This window comes from Lysinibacillus sp. FW301-JW8, assembly GCF_058788755.1.
Genome location: NZ_JBYTBB010000003.1, coordinates 40,036 through 59,725, shown reverse-complemented (window position 1 = coordinate 59,725; position 19,690 = coordinate 40,036). Strand labels below are relative to the sequence as shown.

The following is a 19,690-nucleotide window of genomic DNA, read 5'->3' as shown; positions in this document are numbered from 1 at the left end:
TATAAAAAAGGGTGGTACCATGGAAAGTCTTTTTCATCCCTACGTAAGGTAGTTCTTTGCGTGTGGAGAAAAAGGCTTTTTATTATTTTTGTCGACGTTTCAGAAGATCTCTTACTTTTTTAGGAGATCTTCAGCCAGTTATACTTCACTGATGCGCATCGCTAATGTGAAATTGAATGAATTAAGAAGAAGGAGGCATATTTGATGAGTGCGAATGTTTCAATCAATGAAAAAGAAGAATTAGCAACAACAGCAAAGGCTGAACAAACCTATCAAGCGAAAGATGGTGCTGACGTATTAGTGCAAGCATTGCATGATCAAGGTGTCGAAATTATTTTCGGTTATCCAGGTGGAGCTGTTCTACAAATTTATGATGCAATGTATAAAAATCCAATTCGTCATATTTTAACTAGACATGAACAAGGTGCAATCCATGCAGCAGAGGGATATGCACGGGTTTCCAATAAACCAGGTGTTGTCATTGCCACTAGTGGACCAGGAGCAACAAATCTAGTAACAGGTATTGCTGATGCCATGATTGACTCGATTCCGTTAGTTGTTTTTACAGGTCAAGTGGCCACATCTGTCATTGGTACAGATGCATTCCAAGAAGCTGATATCATGGGAATTACAACGCCAATTACAAAGCATAACTACCAGGTACAGGATGTCAACGATATTCCGCGTATTGTACAAGAGGCTTTCCATATCGCAAACACAGGCAGAAAAGGTCCTGTAGTAGTGGATTTCCCAAAAAACGTGTCTCAAATGCTGTTTGATGTGGAAAATCCTCCACAAGCTCCAAATGAAATTTATTTACCAGGTTATCAACCAACCTATAAGCCGAACTATTTACAAATACAAAAAGCGATTCAGGCAATTTCATTAGCAAAGAATCCCCTTATTTTAGCTGGTGCTGGCGTTCTCTTTGCGGATGCACGTGAAGAATTAACAACATTTGCTGAAAAATACCGTATTCCAGTAACAAACACGCTTTTAGGGCTTGGCTCCATTCATGGAGAACATGAATTATTTATCGGAATGGCTGGTATGCATGGTACTGTTACTGCGAATACAGCTATTACAAAATCTGATTTATTAATAAATATCGGCGCCCGTTTTGATGATCGCCTAACTGGGAATTTAGCAACATTTGCACCAAATGCAACAATCATACACATTGATATTGATCCAGCAGAAATCGGGAAAAATGTACCAACTGATATTCCAATTGTGGCAGATGCAAAAGAAGCATTAAAAGCATTGTTGAAAAAGGATTTTGAGGGTCCTGATACAGCAGAATGGTTGGCATACTTAAGAAATAATGCCAATGAATACCCTCTGTGGTATTGTAAAGATTCTGAAGAAAAGGAAGTTTTACCACAGGAAGCATTAGAGCTTGTGCATAAAATTACAGAAGGCGATGCAATTGTTACAACGGATGTTGGGCAGCATCAAATGTGGGCTGCACAATATTATCGCTTAAATAATGATCATGGATGGGTAACGTCTGGTGGACTTGGTACGATGGGCTTCGGCTTCCCAGCTGCAATTGGAGCCCAGTTTGCGAAGCCAGACAAAAAGGTTGTTTCTATTGTAGGGGATGCAGGATTTCAAATGACTGCACAAGAGCTATCCCTACTAAAAGAATTCAACCTACCAGTAAAAGTGGTTATTTTAAATAACAGCTGTCTTGGAATGGTACGCCAATGGCAACAAACATTCTATGAGGAGCGCTATTCATCTTCATTAATGCCAATCCAACCAGACTTTGTTAAATTAGCTGATGCATATGGTATTAAGGGCTATCGTATTAACACAATCGATGAAGCAGAAAGCATTTTCCGTGAGGCCCTTCTTTCAGATGATCCAGTATTGATTGATTGTCGTGTTAAACAGCTTGAATGTGTTTATCCTATGGTAGCACCTGGTAAAGGCTTGCACGAAATGATTGGGGTGAAAAAGAATTGAAACGAGTAATTACAGTAACAGTGATTAACCAAAGTGGCGTATTAAACCGTGTAACAGGCTTGCTGATGAAACGTCAATTCAATATTGAATCCATTACAGTTGGTCATACAGAGCAGCCTAACTTCTCAAAAATGACATTTGTTGTACATGTAGAAGATGAGAGTAAGATTGAACAGTTGGTGAAGCAGTTATCAAAACAAATTGATGTATTAAAGGTCAATGATATAACAGATAAATCAATCGTGTTACGTGAGTTAGCGCTTGTCAAAGTTATTTCACCACCAAATTTACGACTGGAAATGAATTCAATTGTTGAACCATTCCGTCCACAAATTATTGATACAGCGAAAAACGTTGTCACATATCAAGTTGTAGGACATCCAGAAAAGATTGATGCCTTTATAGAGCTCATTCGACCATATGGTATTAAAGAATTAACACGCACAGGAGCAACTGCCTCTGTTCGAGAAACACAAAAAATTTCAAATCCACAGCTCTCTATTTTAAAATAGTTTGCATATAAAATTGATCGCTTTAGATGCATAGAACAATCCAGTACTGTGCATTTAAAGTCAAAATTTAAACCCACAATTTAGGAGGAAACAAACAATGACTACTATGTACTATGAACAAAACATCAACGAGGAAGTATTAAAAGGAAAAAAAATCGCAATTATCGGATACGGCTCACAAGGACATGCACACGCTCTTAACCTAAAAGAATCAGGTTTTGATGTAGTAGTAGGTGTTCGTCCAGGTGGATCTTTCGATGCAGCTAAGGCTGATGGATTAGACGTTAAAACTGTTGCAGAGGCAGCACAAGAAGCAGATGTTATCCAAATCTTACTTCCAGATGAGCGCCAAAAAGCTGTCTATGAGGCTGAAATTGCTCCACATCTTGAAGCGGGTAAAGCACTTATGTTTGCACACGGCTTCAATATTCATTTCGGCCAAATTACACCACCAGCAGATGTCGATGTATTCTTAGTGGCACCAAAAGGTCCAGGACACTTAGTACGTCGTCAATACCAAGCAGGTGCAGGTGTACCAGGCTTATTCGCAATCCATCAAGATGCAACAGGTCAAGCAAAAGACTTAGCTCTAGCATACGGAAAAGGAATTGGCTCAGCTCGCGGTGGTCTGCTTGAAACTACATTCAAAGAGGAAACAGAAACAGACCTATTCGGTGAACAAGCAGTACTTTGTGGTGGTGCTACACAATTAGTAAGAGCAGGTTTTGAAACATTAGTTGAAGCTGGTTACCAACCAGAACTAGCATACTTTGAAACACTTCACGAATTAAAATTAATTGTTGACCTTATGTTTGAAGGCGGTATGGCAACAATGCGTTACTCAGTATCAGATACAGCTGAGTGGGGTGACTATGTTGCAGGACCACGTATTATTGACGAATCTGTAAAAGGTCGTATGAAAGAAGTATTAACAGATATCCAAGATGGTACGTTTGCTCGCCGTTGGATTCAAGAAAACGAAAACGGTCGTCCTGAATATACAAAATTCAAAGAAGCAGGTGCAAACCACCAAATCGAAGAAGTTGGTGCTAAATTACGTGCTATGATGCCATTCATCAACGAAGGGAAAGAAAAAGTTGTGAGAGAAGTGGCTACAAGTGCGAAAAATTGATATTTTCGATACAACTCTTCGCGACGGCGAACAATCTGCTGGTATTAATTTAAATACAGCAGAAAAGATTGAAATCGCCAAGCAACTAGAGCGTCTAGGGGTGACAATAATTGAAGCAGGTTTTCCTGCTTCGTCACCTGGTGACTTTGATGCGGTAAATCGCATTGCAGGCACCGTGAAAAACTCCATCGTTACAGGCTTAGCTCGCTGTGTCCAAAAGGATATCGACACAACATGGGATGCGATTAAAGTAGCCGAGCAGCCACATATCCATATTTTCCTTGCAACCTCACCAATTCATATGGAATATAAGCTAAAAAAATCACCAGATCAAGTGGTGGAACAAGCGGTTGAAGCTGTAAAATACGCAAAAAAATTCTTTCCGCTCGTACAGTGGTCTGCAGAAGATGCATTCCGCTCAGATCGTGAGTTTCTAGTCCGCATTATCAATGAGGTGGTTGCAGCGGGAGCGACAACAATTAACGTGCCTGACACAGTGGGGTATGCATCTCCACAAGAATATGGTGCATTATTTAAATTTCTCCTTGAAAATGTGAAAGGTGCTGAAACAGTAAAATTCTCTGCACATTGTCACGATGATTTAGGTATGGCGACTGCTAATACGATCGCTGCTATTGAAAATGGGGCCTCTCAGGTTGAGGGTACAATTAACGGTATAGGAGAGCGTGCTGGAAATGTCGCACTTGAAGAAATTGCAGTTGCTCTTCATATCCGTAAAGATATCTATCCCGTAGAAACAGGCATTCAATTACAAGAAATTAAACGCACATCTCAATTAGTCAGTAAATTGACGAATGTGGTTATTCAACCGAATAAAGCGATTGTAGGTAAAAATGCATTTGCACACGAATCTGGTATCCATCAAGATGGTGTGTTAAAGAATCCAGAAACGTATGAAATTATTTCACCTGCTCTTATTGGTGAAGGTGAGGTACCTCTTGTTTTAGGAAAGCACTCAGGTCGCGCGGCATTCCGTGATCGCGCAGAAACAATGGGCTTCAATCTTTCGGATGATAAATTAAACAAAGCGTTTACTGAATTTAAGAAACTTGCTGATCGTAAAAAAGAAATTACGGAAGAGGACTTATTAACTCTTTTAACAGAACAACAAGTTCAATTAGAAAATGTACCGCTCTTTGAATTAAAGATGGTACAGGTACAATATGGTACAGAAAATATTCCAACTGCAACAGCGATCGTGCACACACCTGAAGGGGTTGAAAAGACGGTTGTTGCAACAGGTTCAGGCTCGGTGGAAGCAATCTTCAATACGCTTGAGCAACTTGTACAGGGACATATTCATGTTATTGATTACCGTGTAAAATCTGTTGGCAAGGGGCGCGATGCACTAGGTGAAGCCGTCATTAATATTCGTTATGATGATGTGTCGACAACTGGCAGAAATTCCTCACAGGATGTATTAGAAGCTTCCGCAAAAGCTTATCTAAATGCTATTAATCGTCATTTAATTCAGGCAAGTTTACGTGCACAACCTGTTAGTTAAGCATTAAGCCTCTGGTGAATGTCACAGATCAGTAATAGTGAATGGACTTCGTAACATTCACAAACAAAAGGCAATTATGCCATGGTGTAATTTGATGGCTCTCATCTATACATGTAGGTGAGAGTCTTTACTAAAATAGTGTATCTACGCTATACAAAGAAAGGTGTTTTGACGATGGAGAAAAAGATTACAGTACTTCCTGGTGACGGAATTGGGCCAGAGGTTGTTGCTTCTGCTGTACGTGTATTGCAAGTAATTGGAAAACGTTTCAACCATAAATTCCATTTAGGTTATGCAACAATCGGAGGCGCTGCCATCGACCAACACAATAATCCACTACCAGATGAGACAATTGAAATGTGTGAAAACAGTGATGCTATTTTACTTGGGGCTGTAGGTGGTCCAAAATGGGATAATAATCCACCTGAATTACGTCCAGAAAAAGGTTTATTGCGTATTCGCAAGCATTTTGATTTATTTGCAAATCTACGTCCAGTAAAGGCGTTCCCGAGTTTACTTGATGCTTCACCATTAAAGCGTGAAGTTGCCGAAAACGTCGATTTAATGATTGTACGTGAATTAACAGGTGGCGTATACTTCGGGGAACCACGTATGCGTACTGAAAATGGCGCAATTGATACAACTGTTTATTCAACTGCTGAGGTTGAACGAATTGTTGAAAATGCCTTTGAATTAGCACGCTTACGTGGAGGCAAATTATGTTCTGTCGATAAAGCAAATGTGCTTGAAACTAGTCGACTGTGGCGAGAAGTAGTCGAAGCGAAGAAAAAAGAGTATCCAGACGTACAGGTTGAGCACAATTTAGTCGATTCGGTGGCGATGAAATTAATTACAAATCCAGGCCACTATGATGTGGTCGTTACTGAAAATATGTTTGGTGATATTTTAAGTGATGAAGCATCTGTTATTACAGGTTCTTTAGGAGTATTACCATCGGCATCCATTCGTGGCGATAATTTCGGTCTATATGAACCAGTACATGGCTCAGCACCAGAAATTGCCGGCCAAGGTGTAGCAAATCCAGCAGCAACTATTCTTTCTGTTGCGATGATGTTGCAATATTCATTTGGCTTAAAAGAAGAAGCTGCAGAAATTGAACGTGCAGTCAGTGCAGTATTTGATGATGGTTATTTCACAGCAGATCTTGCTCGTGATGGTGACCGTATTCTATCTACAAATGAATGGACAGATAAAGTAATTAACGAGATTGATACTAGCTTTGTTTCAGAAAGCATTATGACAACATACATTTAAGAAATAGGTGAAGACAATGGGCAAAAATATAATTGAAAAGATTTGGGATAAACATGTTGTTTATCAGGAAGAGGGCAAACCTGACCTGTTATATATTGATCTTCATTTAATTCATGAAGTTACTTCTCCGCAGGCTTTTGAAGGTCTACGTATGAACGGACGTAAGGTGCGTCGTCCAGATTTAAGCTTTGCAACAATGGATCATAACGTGCCAACTAAAAATCTACCGACAATCAATGACCCGATTGCGCGTAATCAAATAGAAACTTTGGCTAAAAATGCTGAAGAATTCGGTGTGGAGCTAGCTGGAATGGGGCATCCTGATCAGGGAATTGTTCATGTTATTGGACCAGAACTAGGCTTAACACAGCCTGGTAAAACAATAGTTTGTGGTGATTCCCATACGTCCACACATGGTGCCTTTGGAGCTATTGCCTTTGGTATTGGTACGTCTGAGGTAGAGCATGTACTTTCAACACAAACACTTTGGCAAAACAAACCAAGAACAATGGAAATTCGTGTAGAAGGCGAGTTGCCTGTAGGTGTAGCTGCAAAAGATATTATTCTAGCAATTATTGCTAAATTCGGTATCGGGGTTGGTACTGGACATATTGTGGAATTCACTGGAGAGGCTATCCACAAACTATCAATGGAAGAACGTATGACGATTTGTAACATGTCAATTGAAGCAGGTGCAAAGGCTGGTCTTATTTCACCTGACCAAATTACTGTGGACTATATTCGTGATCGTAAATATGCACCACAAGGCGAAAAATTTGATGAAGCAGCAGCCTATTGGGTAAGCCTTGCTTCTGATGAGGATGCAACATATGATACAGTTCGTATCATTAAAGCAGAGGAGATTGAGCCAATCATTACTTGGGGAACAAATCCTTCGATGGGTACAGGTGTCTCAGGAACTGTTCCAACACAAGCGGATTACGAGGATGAATCAGATAAAGCTGCACTTAGTAAAGCCCTTACCTACATGGGCTTAGAAGAAGGTCAACCATTAACATCCATCGATATCCAACATGTATTTATCGGCTCTTGTACAAACTCACGTATCAGTGATTTACGTGCAGCAGCAAGTGTCATCCAAGGACAAATGGTGCATGAAAATGTCACAGCAATCGTTGTGCCAGGCTCCCATTCTACGAAAAAACAAGCTGAGGCAGAGGGGTTAGATAAAATCTTTACAGAAGCAGGCTTTGAATGGCGTGAATCAGGTTGCTCCATGTGCTTAGCTATGAATGATGATGTCGTTCCTGCTGGTGAACGCTGTGCATCTACATCCAACCGTAACTTTGAAGGGCGCCAGGGAGCGGGTTCTCGTACACATCTTGTATCACCACCAATGGCAGCAGCCGCAGCTATAGCTGGACATTTTGTGGATGTACGTGAATTTGTAAAGGAAACGGTGTAAGTTTGTTTTACACGGAAGGGATGATTGAACATGGAACCAATTAATATCGTGAAGAGTGTCATAACACCACTAGATCGTAAAAACGTAGATACAGATCAAATTATTTCCAAAGAGTTTTTAAAACGAATTGAACGCACAGGCTTTGGAGAATTTTTATTTTACCATTGGCGTTTTGACGCACAGGGTAATGAAATTTCAGATTTTGTGTTAAATAAACCTGAATTTAAAAACTCTAAAATTTTAGTAGCACAAGATAACTTTGGATGTGGTTCTTCTCGTGAACATGCTCCATGGGCTATCCTAGATTATGGCTTCAATGTTGTTATCGCACCATCATTTGCAGATATTTTCCATAATAATTGCTTTAAAAATGGCATTTTACCAATTAAGCTAACAGAAGCAGAATGTGATGAAATTTTAGCAAAGGGCCTTAATAAACCTTACACGATGGAAGTCAATCTGGAAGCTCAAACAGTAACGGGTGAAGATGGAAACGTTTATAAGTTTAACATCGATTCTTATTATAAAGAAACTTTACTTAATGGCTGGGATGAAATTGCTCTAACGATTAAATACGAGGAACAAATCGCTGCTTACGAAGCAAAACGTATTGCATTTTAATAGATAAATACTTTTTCTAAGACTGAAGGCAAGGTTATAATTGTCTTCAGTTTTTTGTTGTACTTAAAAAAATTGTAAGCTCTCTTTAAATGGCGGATGCTGAATACTCGGGTAGGGGAGAAAATAGCTCAGGTAGCAGGAGGAACTGCTCGGGTAGTAGAAGAACTGCTCGGGTAGTAAAGAAAACCGCTCAGGTACCAAGAAGAACTGCTCGGGTAGTAGAGAAACCCGCTCAGATAACAGGAGAACTGCTCAGGTAGTAGAGGAACCCGCTCAGGTACCAGAAAGAACCGCTCAGGTTACGTTTATGTCAAATGATTAATTTATCCTTGTTCCAGTCATATTTTCTTCGATAGAATATAAGCAATGAAAGGTAGTGAAAAAGATGATTACAGTTATAGGAAGTTTAAATATGGATTTGATTGTACAAATGGATACTTTTCCAAAGCAAGGTGAAACAATTTTAGGTTCAGTGTTTCAAACTGCACCAGGAGGTAAGGGAGCCAACCAGGCAATTGCTGCTGCACGACTTGGAAGTGAGGTCACAATGATCGGCTGTGTGGGCGCAGATAGCTTTGGTGATACCTTACAAAAGGTTTTACAGCAAGAGTCTATTCAAACAGAGGCTATTATTAGCACAGCAGTGCCTACTGGAATTGCAAATATATTAATCTATAATCACGATAACCGCATTATTGTAGTGCCTGGTGCTAATTATGAATTAAAGCCTGCACAGATAGAAGCGTCAAAGGAAATCATTCAGCAAAGTCAAATGGTCATTATACAGCTCGAAATCCCCAAAGAAACGGTGGACTATGCTATAAGATTATGCAAGGAATTCCATATACCTGTACTATTAAATCCCGCACCAGCAACTAATTTTGATGTCCAATGGATGGAAGATATTACGTATATTACACCGAATGAAACAGAATGTGCAGAAATTTTTGGCGATGATTTTGACGCTATTTTAGAAAAATATCCAAATAAATTGATTGTTACCTTAGGAAGTGATGGAGCTCGTTATTTTGATGGGGAATACCCGATTCATGTGCCAGGTTATATGACGAAAGCGGTAGATACAACAGGTGCAGGTGATACGTTTAACGGAGCACTTTCCCATGCATTAGTTGAAGGACAATCATTAGATCAGGCTCTCTATTTTGCTAATATTGCAGCCTCTTTATCCGTAGAGAAATTTGGTGCTCAAGGAGGCATGCCGACACTTGGAGAGGTATATGCACGTATGGCTGGATTAGAAGAATAATAGATATGAAATTTATATTTTCAATAAAATTGGTAATAATATATGTAATTATTACTTGGATATGCATGAAATAATTACTAATTATGACGACTATTGGTGAGTATTTTGTCCTTTTTTGTCAATATTTCTTAGTACTATGTATTAGAAAGGGATTCGTATCATTTATAATGGATTTATAGATACATACGAAAAGAGGTTTTGAGGATGACAAACATTGACAAACTGCCAATCGAAAATACAGCCTCAGCGAATAATATTTTACCACAGCTTGTTGATCGTTTACGACAATTGCATGGCATCATCGTACAGAATACATATGTAAAGGACACAGCTAAGCATCTTAATCGAATTATACAGGATGCTAATAATCAAACGATGATTCTAATTGTGGGGAAAGAGCGTGTTGGCAAAACAACACTTGTGAACGGGCTTTTAGGGCGTCACGTTTTACCTGTGAGTGAACAGCATCCAACTGGTGTAAATACATTTTTGCGATATGGCGAACATGAAGAAATAAGAGCCTATTTTTTAGATGGTGTTGTGGCAATATTTGATATGAGTAAGCTTGAATTACTGACAACTGGTGATACTTTCGCGTCGGAAATATTACGAGAACATTTAGATTACTTGGAGGTATTTCTAAAAAATGATTTATTAAAGTCAGTAACAATTATTGATTCAGTGTCATTGGAAGCTGGCGGCGGGGAAAGAGCCTATTTCTCTGAATCATTGATTAACCGAGTAGATGAAATTTTTTGGATATTACGCTCAGGTTCTATGGCTATTGATGCAGAAATATTATTAATGGAAACATTAAAAAATAAAGGTGTTGAACCACTTTGTGTGATTAATGGTATTGATTCAAATGACGAAACGGAGGAATTTATTCTTTCGGAAAAGGAACGAATTGGTCATTTAGTCAGTGATTTTATTCCTATCTCGGCAACAAATGCATTGATGGCTAAACAAACTAATAATGATGAGTTATGGCAAAAGAGCCGATATGAGCATTTAATTACACAGATTCATCGAGTTGCACAAAATAGTGATAAAAAAACGTATGCAATTTTAATTCGCTTTTTGCAATGGTTAGAACGATTCCGCTTTGAATTAACTGTGATTCCTCAACGTGATCCATTCCAATCTGCTGTTGAGAACATTGAAAAATACGCAGGTGATACTCAATATGAGTTTTCTCGCTATCAACGTGATTTAACGATTGTCACTGAATATGAACAAGAATATGAAGATGTTGCCAATGTATTTAAAAACGTTCAGACATTATACCAGCTTTTACAAACCATTTCTCAACATGATTATTTGCAGGACAATATTGTAGAAGGCTTTACAGAAAAGGCTATACACTATCAGCAAGTGTTACGAGAATATCGCAATATGTATAGCGAATATAAACGTGAATATGATCGATTGGATGCACAGCATAAAAAAATTCATGGGAAAGGGCTGATGAAAGCAATTTTTGGTCAGCATACACAAAATGAATTTTTCAAGGAACGGGTTAATAAGCTAAATGAGCAGCAGGCTGTTTGTATTGAACAGTTTGAGAAAGTACAGGAAGCAGAGGCAATAATGCTTCAAGCTATTCAGCCTATCCAAGGTTATCTCATGAATTTAACAAAAAAGCGTTTGCTACGTATTGAGAAAAAGGTGCAAGAGCTCAATCAACAACGTTCAAAAGAAAAACGCCAATTAAAATTATATGCCAATAAATTAAATGAATTTTCTTGTTTAATCGAAGCACAGGGCTATATCAAAGATAACATTCAGCCATTTTTATTAAACGGACAAATGCCACTTAAAGCAAAAGACCTTGAAATGCTAAAAGAAACGATCCACAATATTATGAGCATTGATTTATCCTATAATGGTATTCTTGCACGTAGCCAGATGAATAATAAAATGGAAAGTATCGCAATTCCCTTTGATGTTCAAGACAAATATCCAATTTATACATTAAGCTTAATAGAAACAGATGTAAAATCAAATGATATTCCAGCTATACCGAAAAAATTAGATATTCATTATGAAGAGTAAGATGCTACAAAAAAGTTCTAAAAGTTGACAATACTTTTAGAACTTTTATTCATTTGAAACAAATGATGGTATTTTTACGTATAGTTAGGGAGGAGGGATTTTTATGATTACTGTTAACGGACGTTTTACAGAAGCAAAAATTTATGCTAAAACGGCACTGCCATCAGCCATTGATCAAATTCAAGAATTAACAGATCAGGCATTTATGGCAGGCACAAAAATACGGATTATGCCTGATTATCATGCAGGTAAGGGGTGTGTGATTGGCACAACGATTCAGCTTCAAGATCGTGTAGTCCCAAATCTTGTCGGTGTTGATGTCGGCTGTGGTGTTTTTGTAGCGGAATTGAATAAGTCGGCAATTGATTTTGCCAAGCTAGATGCAATTATCCGAGATTTTGTACCTAGTGGGCAGGACGTTCATTCTGAGGTTTCACCTAAACGCCAATTTGTGGAATTTGAAGGAAATCAATTTAGGGCGAGCGGTATAAAGGATGAGTATACCAATCTATCCTTAGGCACACTTGGAGGGGGAAATCATTTTATAGAATTGGAGAAAGATGGAAATGATGTACATTATTTACTAATTCATACTGGCTCCCGATATGTTGGCGCCAAAGTTGCTAGCTGGCACCAAAAGAGAGCCTACGAAACGTTGCGTCGAGAAGATTTAACAGTAAAGATTGAGGAGCTGAAATCACAGGGGCGTCAAAAAGAAATTCAAGCAATGATAAAGACCTTTAAAGAACAAAACCCTTTAGTTCCCAAAGACTTAGCTTATTTAGAAGGCGAGTATTTCCATGATTATATGCATGATATGAAAATCGCGCAGCAATATGCTCGAATGAATCGATGGATCATTGCTGAAACAATTGCTCAGCATATGGGCTGGGATTTTAACGAAACCTTCGATACTATTCACAACTATATTGATACCGATACTATGACGTTGCGAAAAGGAGCAGTTCGTGCCAATAAAGGAGAAAAATTGGTCATTCCTATGAATATGAGAGACGGCTCGTTGATTTGTGTGGGAAAAGGCAATGAAGATTGGAATTTCTCAGCGCCACATGGGGCAGGGCGAATGTACTCTAGAAGAGCTGCCAAGGCGGCATTAAATATGGATGATTTTAAAGAAACAATGCAAGGTATATGGACAACATCTGTAAATGAGGAAACATTAGATGAGGCTCCTGTGGCCTATAAACCAATGATAGAGATTACATCTGCCATTGAAGAAACGGTAGATATCATCAAAATTATTAAACCTGTTTATAATTTTAAAGCGAGTGAGGCAGCAATGCCTTATGACCGAAAAAAATAAATACCTTCCAAGATGTTAAATCACTCATTATACATCTATGACTGTCTATTAACATTATCCCTGTAATGGTATAAAATAGGCTTACAAAGATGAAATGGGTGGTTTTTTGGTATCTTCAAAAGATGTGGCAAAGTATGCAGGTGTTTCTCAAACAACTGTGTCTAGAGTATTAAATACGCCTGAGTTAGTTAAGCCTAAAACAATTGAAAAGGTAATGAAGGCGATCGAGGAATTAAATTACATTCCAAATGATATAGCAAGATCACTTGTTCAGCAAAAAACAGGGACAATCACATTGATTTCAGGACCTTTACACAATCCTTTTTTTGTAGATACAACAACAGCAATTGTTAACTATGTTAATGCTCAAGGCTATAAAGTTCATGTTTATTTTGGAACAGAGGATAACTTAGACACGATTTATAATTCCGTTTTAGAAACGAAGGCTGATGCGATTATTTTATCATCAATGCTGTATACAGATACTTTATTTTTTAAGCTAGAAAAATTGGGCATACCGTTTATCATGTTTAATCGCAAGCATCATGAAAATAGGCATTTTGTAGAGATCGATAATGTAAAAGCAGGATATATCGCAACAAATCATATTTTATCTTTAGATCATCGTGATATTTGCTGGATTGGTGGTCCCCATGAAATGAGTACTTTTTATGGAAGGTACAAGGGCTTTGAAAAGGCCTTAGAGGATCACGGAATTGATGCAAAAACAGTGCCGTCTTTTTTTACAAATACCAATAAAATTGATATTGAACGAGTATTTGAAGAGATTGTACAGCTTCCGAAGCGACCAACTGCTATTTGTGCAGCGACAGATGCTATAGCGATTGAAATATTAAATTTATGCTTAGCGCAGGGCTTTAGGGTGCCAGAGGAATTTAACGTAATAGGTATAGATAATGTTGAGCTTAGTAAACATCATTCTATTGCCTTAACAACGGTAGGCTTAGAGTCAGAAAAAAACCTTGGATTTATGGCAATTGAAAAATTATTTGAGGTTATGGAGAAAAAAAATACTTGCATCCAGCAAACCGAATCTGTTAAACTTTTCCCAAGAAATACAACGTGTAAGAAAATAAACTGATATACGTCAGTTTGTTTTTTTACACCGAAATGGTTACGTATTCATTTCTTTATATTCTGAAATGAATACGTAACCATTAAAAGAAAGGAGTGATTAAGTCTTGAAAAGGGGCTTATGGATGAATGGACAATGGCAAATGACAGATGAATTTATGGAGGTTCAAGCCCCCTATTCAAAAGAGGTAATTGCACAGTTTGCGATGGCAACTGAACAGGATGTACAGGATGCCATTGAAAGCGCACAAGCTGCAGCCACTGACATGGCAGCCTTAACTGCGTTCCAACGAGCAGAAATATTGGAGCATCTATCCAGATTGTTTTTGGAAAATCGTGAGGAAGCAGCTAGTATTATTTCACTAGAATCAGCAAAACCATTAAAGTATGCCTATGCTGAAATTGATCGGACGATTGAAACCTATAAATTTGCAGCAGAGGAAGCAAAACGCTTATCTGGCGAAATGATTCCGATGGACGCTTCTAAAAATGGGGAAGGGCGCTTTGCCTATACGATTCGGGAACCAATAGGCGTTATTGCAGCTATTACACCATTTAATTTTCCACAAAATTTAGTAGCTCATAAAGTAGGACCAGCTTTAGCTGCGGGCAATACGATTGTGTTAAAGCCAGCTACTCAAACAGCTTTATCAGCTCATTTTCTAGCAAAATTATTGGCACAAACTAATTTACCAGCAGGAGCTTTTAATCTAGTGACTGGGCAAGGGAAATTAGTAGGGGATGTATTTTTAGCACATCCTAATGTAAAAATGATAACGTTTACGGGAAGCCCTGCTGTAGGTATTTCACTACGAAATCGTGCTGGTTTAAAAAAGGTCACATTAGAATTAGGCTCAAATGCAGGGGTGATTGTTGACGAAGGGGTTCAACTTGATCAGATTATGGACCGAATTGTTATGGGGGCATTTTCAAATCAAGGTCAGGTATGTATCTCACTGCAGCGAATATATGTAATGGATAGTATGTTGAATGAGTTTTTAGAAAAGCTAAGTGCTAAAGTTGCACAGCTTATCATTGGCGATCCACTTGAGCAAACAACGGATATAGCCATGATGATTTCAGAATCAGAGCAACAGCGGGCCCTCCAATGGATTGAAGAAGCGGTTGCTGAGGGGGCAAAAATAATAACTGGTGGTCATATTGATAATAATGTTTTACTGCCAACTGTGTTATCCAACGTATCCTCACATAGCAGAGTGTCATGTGAAGAAATTTTTGCACCAGTTGTGATCGTGAATTCAGTGTCTACTATAGAGGAGGCAATAGAAGCTGTTAATGATTCTCATTATGGCTTACAGGCAGGTATTTTTACACCATCGATAGAGACTGCTTTTAAGGCTTCAAGGGCATTACAGGTAGGGGGTGTCCTTATCAATGATGTGCCAACTTATCGTGTAGATCATATGCCATATGGTGGCGTAAAAGAAAGTGGCACAGGTCGTGAGGGCATAAAATATGCAATAGAGGAAATGACAGAAATGAAGCTCGTTATTTGGAATAACCAATAATCACGAATGGAGATGGAAGAAATGAAGATTATCAAACAACACCCAAAATTGTATGTAATGGATAATGGTACGATGCGAATGGATAAAAACTATATGATTGCCATGCATAACCCAGCAACGATTGATCATCCAAACCAGCCAAATGAATTTGTAGAATTTCCCGTTTATACAGTTTTAATCGATCATCCAGAAGGGAAAATATTATTTGATACAGCATGTAATCCAAACTCTATGGGACCTGAGGGGCGTTGGGGAGAATTTACACAGAAAGCATTTCCTATTAACATGCCAGAAGAATGCTATTTACATCATCGATTAGAAGAGTTGAATGTGCGTCCTGAGGATATTAAATATGTTGTTGCCTCCCATTTACATTTAGATCATGCAGGCTGCTTAGAGCTGTTTACAAATGCTACGATTATCGTACAGGAAGATGAGTTCAATGGTACACTTCAAACCTATGCGAGAAATGTAAAAGAAGGTGCCTATATTTGGGGTGACATTGATATGTGGATTAAAAATAATTTACAATGGCGCCTCATTAAACGTGGTGAGGATAACGTGAAGCTTGCAGAAGGGATTCAAGTATTGAATTTTGGCAGTGGTCATGCCTGGGGTATGCTTGGTCTGCATATTAATATGCCAGAAACGGGTGGTATTATTTTAGCTTCAGATGCCATTTACACAGCCGAAAGCTATGGTCCACCTGTCAAGCCACCAGGCATTATTTATGATTCGGTTGGCTATAATTCTACAGTTGAACGAATTCGCCGACTTGCCAATGAAACGAACTCACAGGTTTGGTTTGGTCATGATCCTGTCCAATTTAAATCATTTAGAAAATCGACGGAAGGTCACTATGAATAGTTAGGAGTAGATCATTTATGCATAAATTAACCTTTACTCCTGTAAGTTATACAGGCTGGGGATGCTTAAATCAACTTCTACCTGAAGTAGAAAGATTTAAAGCTACCAATATATTAATTGTCACAGACCCATTTTTAAAAGAATTAGGGTTAACAGATAAAATCCAACAACCCTTGCTTTCAAAGGGATACGCGACTACAATTTATACAGATATTGCCCCAGAGCCACCACTTGCTATTGGAGAAAAGCTAGTTGACTTTACTAGAAAGCATCACTTTGATTTAGTCATCGGTTTAGGTGGCGGAAGTGCTCTAGATTTAGCCAAGCTTGCTGCCGTATTAGCAGTACATGATGGAAAAGTAGCGGATTACTTAAATTTAACAGGCACAAAAACACTAGAACAAAAAGGATTACCCAAAATTTTAATACCCACTACATCTGGAACTGGCTCAGAAGTGACAAATATTTCTGTGCTATCGCTCGAAACAACAAAAGACGTTGTGGCACATGACTACTTATTGGCGGATATTGCTATCGTAGACCCAGAGTTAACGATTTCATTACCACCAAAAATAACAGCTGCAACAGGCGTAGATGCCTTAACACATGCAATTGAGGCATATGTTTCAATCAATGCAAATGAAGTAACTGATGCCCTTGCATTACAGGCAATTCGCTTAATCAGTGGCTCGATTCGCACGGCTGTGCAGGACGGACAAAATAAGCAGGCTCGTTCAGATATGAGCTATGGTAGTTATTTAGCTGGCTTGGCCTTTTTCAATGCTGGAGTAGCAGGTGTCCATGCTCTAGCCTATCCATTGGGCGGTCAATTTCATATAGCTCATGGCGATTCCAACGCAGTGCTTTTACCATATGTCATGGGGTATATTCGTCAAAGCTGTGAAAAACGTATGAAAGATATTTTAGATGCAATAGGTATCTCATCTGCCTATTTATCACAAGAAGAAGCTTCCTATAAATGTGTAGATGCATTACAACAACTCGTTCAAGATGTTAATATTCCTTCAACATTAAAGGGATTTAATATACCAGAAGAAGCCTTGGAACAATTAACGTCTGATGCAACAAAGCAAACAAGAATTTTAGCCCGAAGTCCAATGCTACTAGAACGAGAAGATATTTATGCTATTTATAGAGCTGCATTTGATGGAGAAGTTCGAGAGCCTCATAGATCATAATGAAGATAAGAGAAACGTTGATTTAACGTTTCTCTTTTTTATGAAGAAATATAACATTAAAATGAACGATACTGTTATTTCAACGGTCTAATAAATAGAAAGGAGAGAGAAAGATGGATGAACAGGATTTTTTATATTTACTTAAACAATATGAACAGACCATGTATCGAATGGCTTTTGCCTATTTTAAAAATGAGCATGATGCTATTGAAGCTGTACAAGAAGCTACTTATCGAAGCTTAAAAAAGAAACATACTTTAAAAGAACCAGCTTATTTTGGTACTTGGCTTGTTCGAATTTTACTGAATGTTTGTCATGATATGCGTAATAAAAGTATGCGACTTCATTTACAGGAAGATATAGAAATTGGAGAAAACGTACATACCCACGACCGCTTTGAAATGACGGATATCATTATCAAACTACCTAAGGAGCAACAGGAGCTAATTTTTCTAAAATATTTTCATGACTATAGAAATCAAGATATTGCTGTCCTTCAAAATATACCAGAAGGTACTGTGAAATCTAGATTGCATTCGGCATTGAAAAAGCTAAAACTTTATTTTCAGGAGAAAGGGGAGTTGTAGGTGAAGAAGGAAGAAAAGTATGACTATGATACATTTATCCAAGAATTAGCACAAATTCATGTTCCACATGATCAATTAGCTGAAGCACATATGGAAAGTGTCCGTCGCTATCAAAAAGAAAAACGGAAACGACTGCAAATATGGAAAGGCATGGCTCTAACTTGTGCACTTCTAATAATTTTTGTGGGATCTATCTGTTTATCACCAGCTTTTGCTAGTGTCGTTAGTAATATTCCAGGGCTTTCACCACTTGTTCAGATGATTACGTATGATAAAGGTGTTGCTGATATCCTTGATAATCACTATTATGAGGAATTAGGGCAAACTCAAACCAAAAATGACTTATCGTTTACACTACAGGGGGTAATTGCCGATGAAACAGGAATGATTTTACCCTATAAATTTTCTGCACCAATGGATCTTCGAGGTTTAGATACTGAGAAAATAGAGCTTCGTTTAAACGGTGAAGTATTAAATGCTGAAGTAGATTTTTTCAGGTATCGTGAAGTAGAATTTTTTCAAATTGAAGATAATTTGATTGTTACATTCTTTGAACCAATAAATTATGAAAATGCCCAATTTGAATTATATATTCAATTTGCAGATGAGAAACAAACTGAATTTTCGTTTCCATTTACACTTAAAAGGGAAATTGCGCAAACAAAAACCTATGAATTGAATGAGAAAATGAGCTTCGAAGGACAAAATATTACGGTTAAGTCAGTCTCGATTTCACCAATTCGCACCGGTGTGACAATCGCACTCGACCCCAATAATGATAAAAGTATTTATGATTTTGATGATATACGTCTTTTGGATGAAAAAGGGGAGGAATGGTCTTCAATTCGTAGAGGTTTAGTAGCTACAGGATTAGCTACTGGAGAAACAACATACTTTATGCAAAGTAATTACTTTAGAGAGCCGGAGAAGCTAACTTTATCTATTGGTAAAGTACTAGTACTACGAAAAGAACAGGATTATATTGAAGTAGATTTTAATCAGAATAAAGTGTTATCTAAGCCATCTATTCCAGGTTTACAAGTAAAAGTAGAGAAACCAATGGTGACATTAAATATACCAACCTCAAGTTATATACAAGGATTTAATGGTAATGCAGCAGATGCAAATGATTATGGTGTAGACGCAGAAAGTGAAGTTATAAATAGTAATAATGACTATCTGTCTGAACAAATTGAAATATTAGACCTAAATGGAGTTACTAATCCAGTTCGCCTGTATTTTATAACAGATGAACTCTATTTAGAGGGAACGCAACAAGTAGATATTCCCTTGAAATAGAGTGGT

Annotated in this window: 16 protein-coding genes; all 16 read left to right on the top strand. The window is 38.0% G+C overall.

All coding sequences use genetic code 11. The features are described from left to right. The first annotated feature begins 204 nt into the window (after positions 1 to 204). The 16 genes from ilvB to AC3WOM_RS01940 all read left to right on the top strand — a co-directional run bounded on the left by ilvB (position 205) and on the right by AC3WOM_RS01940 (position 19,684). Complete coding sequence (ilvB, locus tag AC3WOM_RS02015; RefSeq protein WP_492444655.1) at positions 205 to 1,971, top strand: biosynthetic-type acetolactate synthase large subunit; 1,767 nt, start codon at positions 205 to 207, stop codon at positions 1,969 to 1,971. Beyond that, complete coding sequence (gene ilvN, locus AC3WOM_RS02010; RefSeq protein WP_427542719.1) at positions 1,968 to 2,483, top strand: acetolactate synthase small subunit; 516 nt, start codon at positions 1,968 to 1,970, stop codon at positions 2,481 to 2,483. The genes ilvB and ilvN overlap by 4 nt, the downstream gene beginning before the upstream one ends. A gap of 97 nt (positions 2,484 to 2,580) precedes the next feature. Next, positions 2,581 to 3,615 carry a ketol-acid reductoisomerase gene (gene ilvC, locus AC3WOM_RS02005; RefSeq protein WP_427542722.1) on the top strand — a complete coding sequence of 345 codons (1,035 nt, stop codon included), beginning with the start codon at positions 2,581 to 2,583 and terminating at the stop codon, positions 3,613 to 3,615. Further along, the gene (locus tag AC3WOM_RS02000; protein WP_492444652.1) at positions 3,602 to 5,140 is read left to right on the top strand and encodes a 2-isopropylmalate synthase; all 1,539 of its coding nucleotides are present in this window, start codon (positions 3,602 to 3,604) and stop codon (positions 5,138 to 5,140) included. The genes ilvC and AC3WOM_RS02000 overlap by 14 nt, the downstream gene beginning before the upstream one ends. 174 nt (positions 5,141 to 5,314) lie before the next feature. Beyond that, positions 5,315 to 6,415 (top strand): 3-isopropylmalate dehydrogenase, encoded by a 1,101-nt coding sequence (gene leuB, locus AC3WOM_RS01995; RefSeq protein WP_427542728.1) that lies wholly within the window; start codon positions 5,315 to 5,317, stop codon positions 6,413 to 6,415. 16 nt (positions 6,416 to 6,431) lie between these two features. After that, a complete protein-coding gene (leuC, locus tag AC3WOM_RS01990) occupies positions 6,432 to 7,841 on the top strand; it encodes a 3-isopropylmalate dehydratase large subunit (RefSeq protein WP_492444650.1) in 1,410 nt (469 codons plus the stop codon). Positions 7,842 to 7,871: 30 nt separating this feature from the next. Continuing rightward, positions 7,872 to 8,462: a 3-isopropylmalate dehydratase small subunit gene (leuD, locus tag AC3WOM_RS01985; RefSeq protein WP_492444649.1), complete on the top strand. Its 591-nt coding sequence runs from the start codon at positions 7,872 to 7,874 to the stop codon at positions 8,460 to 8,462. A gap of 385 nt (positions 8,463 to 8,847) precedes the next feature. Further along, complete coding sequence (gene rbsK / locus AC3WOM_RS01980) at positions 8,848 to 9,729, top strand: ribokinase (protein ID WP_492444647.1); 882 nt, start codon at positions 8,848 to 8,850, stop codon at positions 9,727 to 9,729. A 204-nt stretch (positions 9,730 to 9,933) separates the two neighbouring features. Further along, the gene (locus AC3WOM_RS01975) at positions 9,934 to 11,784 is read left to right on the top strand and encodes a dynamin family protein (protein WP_492444645.1); all 1,851 of its coding nucleotides are present in this window, start codon (positions 9,934 to 9,936) and stop codon (positions 11,782 to 11,784) included. A gap of 103 nt (positions 11,785 to 11,887) precedes the next feature. Continuing rightward, on the top strand, positions 11,888 to 13,108 hold the full coding sequence (locus tag AC3WOM_RS01970) for an RtcB family protein (protein ID WP_492444643.1): 1,221 nt from the start codon (positions 11,888 to 11,890) through the stop codon (positions 13,106 to 13,108). A 106-nt stretch (positions 13,109 to 13,214) separates the two neighbouring features. Continuing rightward, positions 13,215 to 14,210, top strand: a complete 996-nt coding sequence (locus tag AC3WOM_RS01965; protein WP_492444641.1) for a LacI family DNA-binding transcriptional regulator — start codon at positions 13,215 to 13,217, stop codon at positions 14,208 to 14,210. Between the two features lie 100 nt (positions 14,211 to 14,310). After that, the gene (locus tag AC3WOM_RS01960) at positions 14,311 to 15,732 is read left to right on the top strand and encodes an aldehyde dehydrogenase family protein (RefSeq protein ID WP_492444640.1); all 1,422 of its coding nucleotides are present in this window, start codon (positions 14,311 to 14,313) and stop codon (positions 15,730 to 15,732) included. A gap of 21 nt (positions 15,733 to 15,753) precedes the next feature. Next, the gene (ahlS, locus tag AC3WOM_RS01955) at positions 15,754 to 16,599 is read left to right on the top strand and encodes an AhlS family quorum-quenching N-acyl homoserine lactonase (RefSeq protein WP_427542751.1); all 846 of its coding nucleotides are present in this window, start codon (positions 15,754 to 15,756) and stop codon (positions 16,597 to 16,599) included. A gap of 17 nt (positions 16,600 to 16,616) precedes the next feature. Further along, complete coding sequence (locus tag AC3WOM_RS01950; protein WP_492444638.1) at positions 16,617 to 17,798, top strand: iron-containing alcohol dehydrogenase; 1,182 nt, start codon at positions 16,617 to 16,619, stop codon at positions 17,796 to 17,798. A 113-nt stretch (positions 17,799 to 17,911) separates the two neighbouring features. Next, positions 17,912 to 18,385, top strand: coding sequence for a sigma-70 family RNA polymerase sigma factor (locus tag AC3WOM_RS01945; RefSeq protein ID WP_492444636.1), 474 nt, complete (start codon positions 17,912 to 17,914; stop codon positions 18,383 to 18,385). Then, a complete protein-coding gene (locus tag AC3WOM_RS01940; RefSeq protein ID WP_492444635.1) occupies positions 18,386 to 19,684 on the top strand; it encodes a DUF4179 domain-containing protein in 1,299 nt (432 codons plus the stop codon). The last annotated feature ends 6 nt before the right edge of the window (positions 19,685 to 19,690 follow it).

Bases quoted from the DNA above. Each gene is read 5' to 3' on its own strand.
- ilvB (WP_492444655.1), top strand. From the start codon at position 205: ATGAGTGCGAATGTTTCAATCAATGAAAAAGAAGAATTAGCAACAACA.
- ilvC (WP_427542722.1), top strand. From the start codon at position 2,581: ATGACTACTATGTACTATGAACAAAACATCAACGAGGAAGTATTAAAA.
- leuB (WP_427542728.1), top strand. From the start codon at position 5,315: ATGGAGAAAAAGATTACAGTACTTCCTGGTGACGGAATTGGGCCAGAG.
- leuC (WP_492444650.1), top strand. From the start codon at position 6,432: ATGGGCAAAAATATAATTGAAAAGATTTGGGATAAACATGTTGTTTAT.
- leuD (WP_492444649.1), top strand. From the start codon at position 7,872: ATGGAACCAATTAATATCGTGAAGAGTGTCATAACACCACTAGATCGT.
- rbsK (WP_492444647.1), top strand. From the start codon at position 8,848: ATGATTACAGTTATAGGAAGTTTAAATATGGATTTGATTGTACAAATG.
- AC3WOM_RS01975 (WP_492444645.1), top strand. From the start codon at position 9,934: ATGACAAACATTGACAAACTGCCAATCGAAAATACAGCCTCAGCGAAT.
- AC3WOM_RS01970 (WP_492444643.1), top strand. From the start codon at position 11,888: ATGATTACTGTTAACGGACGTTTTACAGAAGCAAAAATTTATGCTAAA.
- ahlS (WP_427542751.1), top strand. From the start codon at position 15,754: ATGAAGATTATCAAACAACACCCAAAATTGTATGTAATGGATAATGGT.
- AC3WOM_RS01950 (WP_492444638.1), top strand. From the start codon at position 16,617: ATGCATAAATTAACCTTTACTCCTGTAAGTTATACAGGCTGGGGATGC.
- AC3WOM_RS01945 (WP_492444636.1), top strand. From the start codon at position 17,912: ATGGATGAACAGGATTTTTTATATTTACTTAAACAATATGAACAGACC.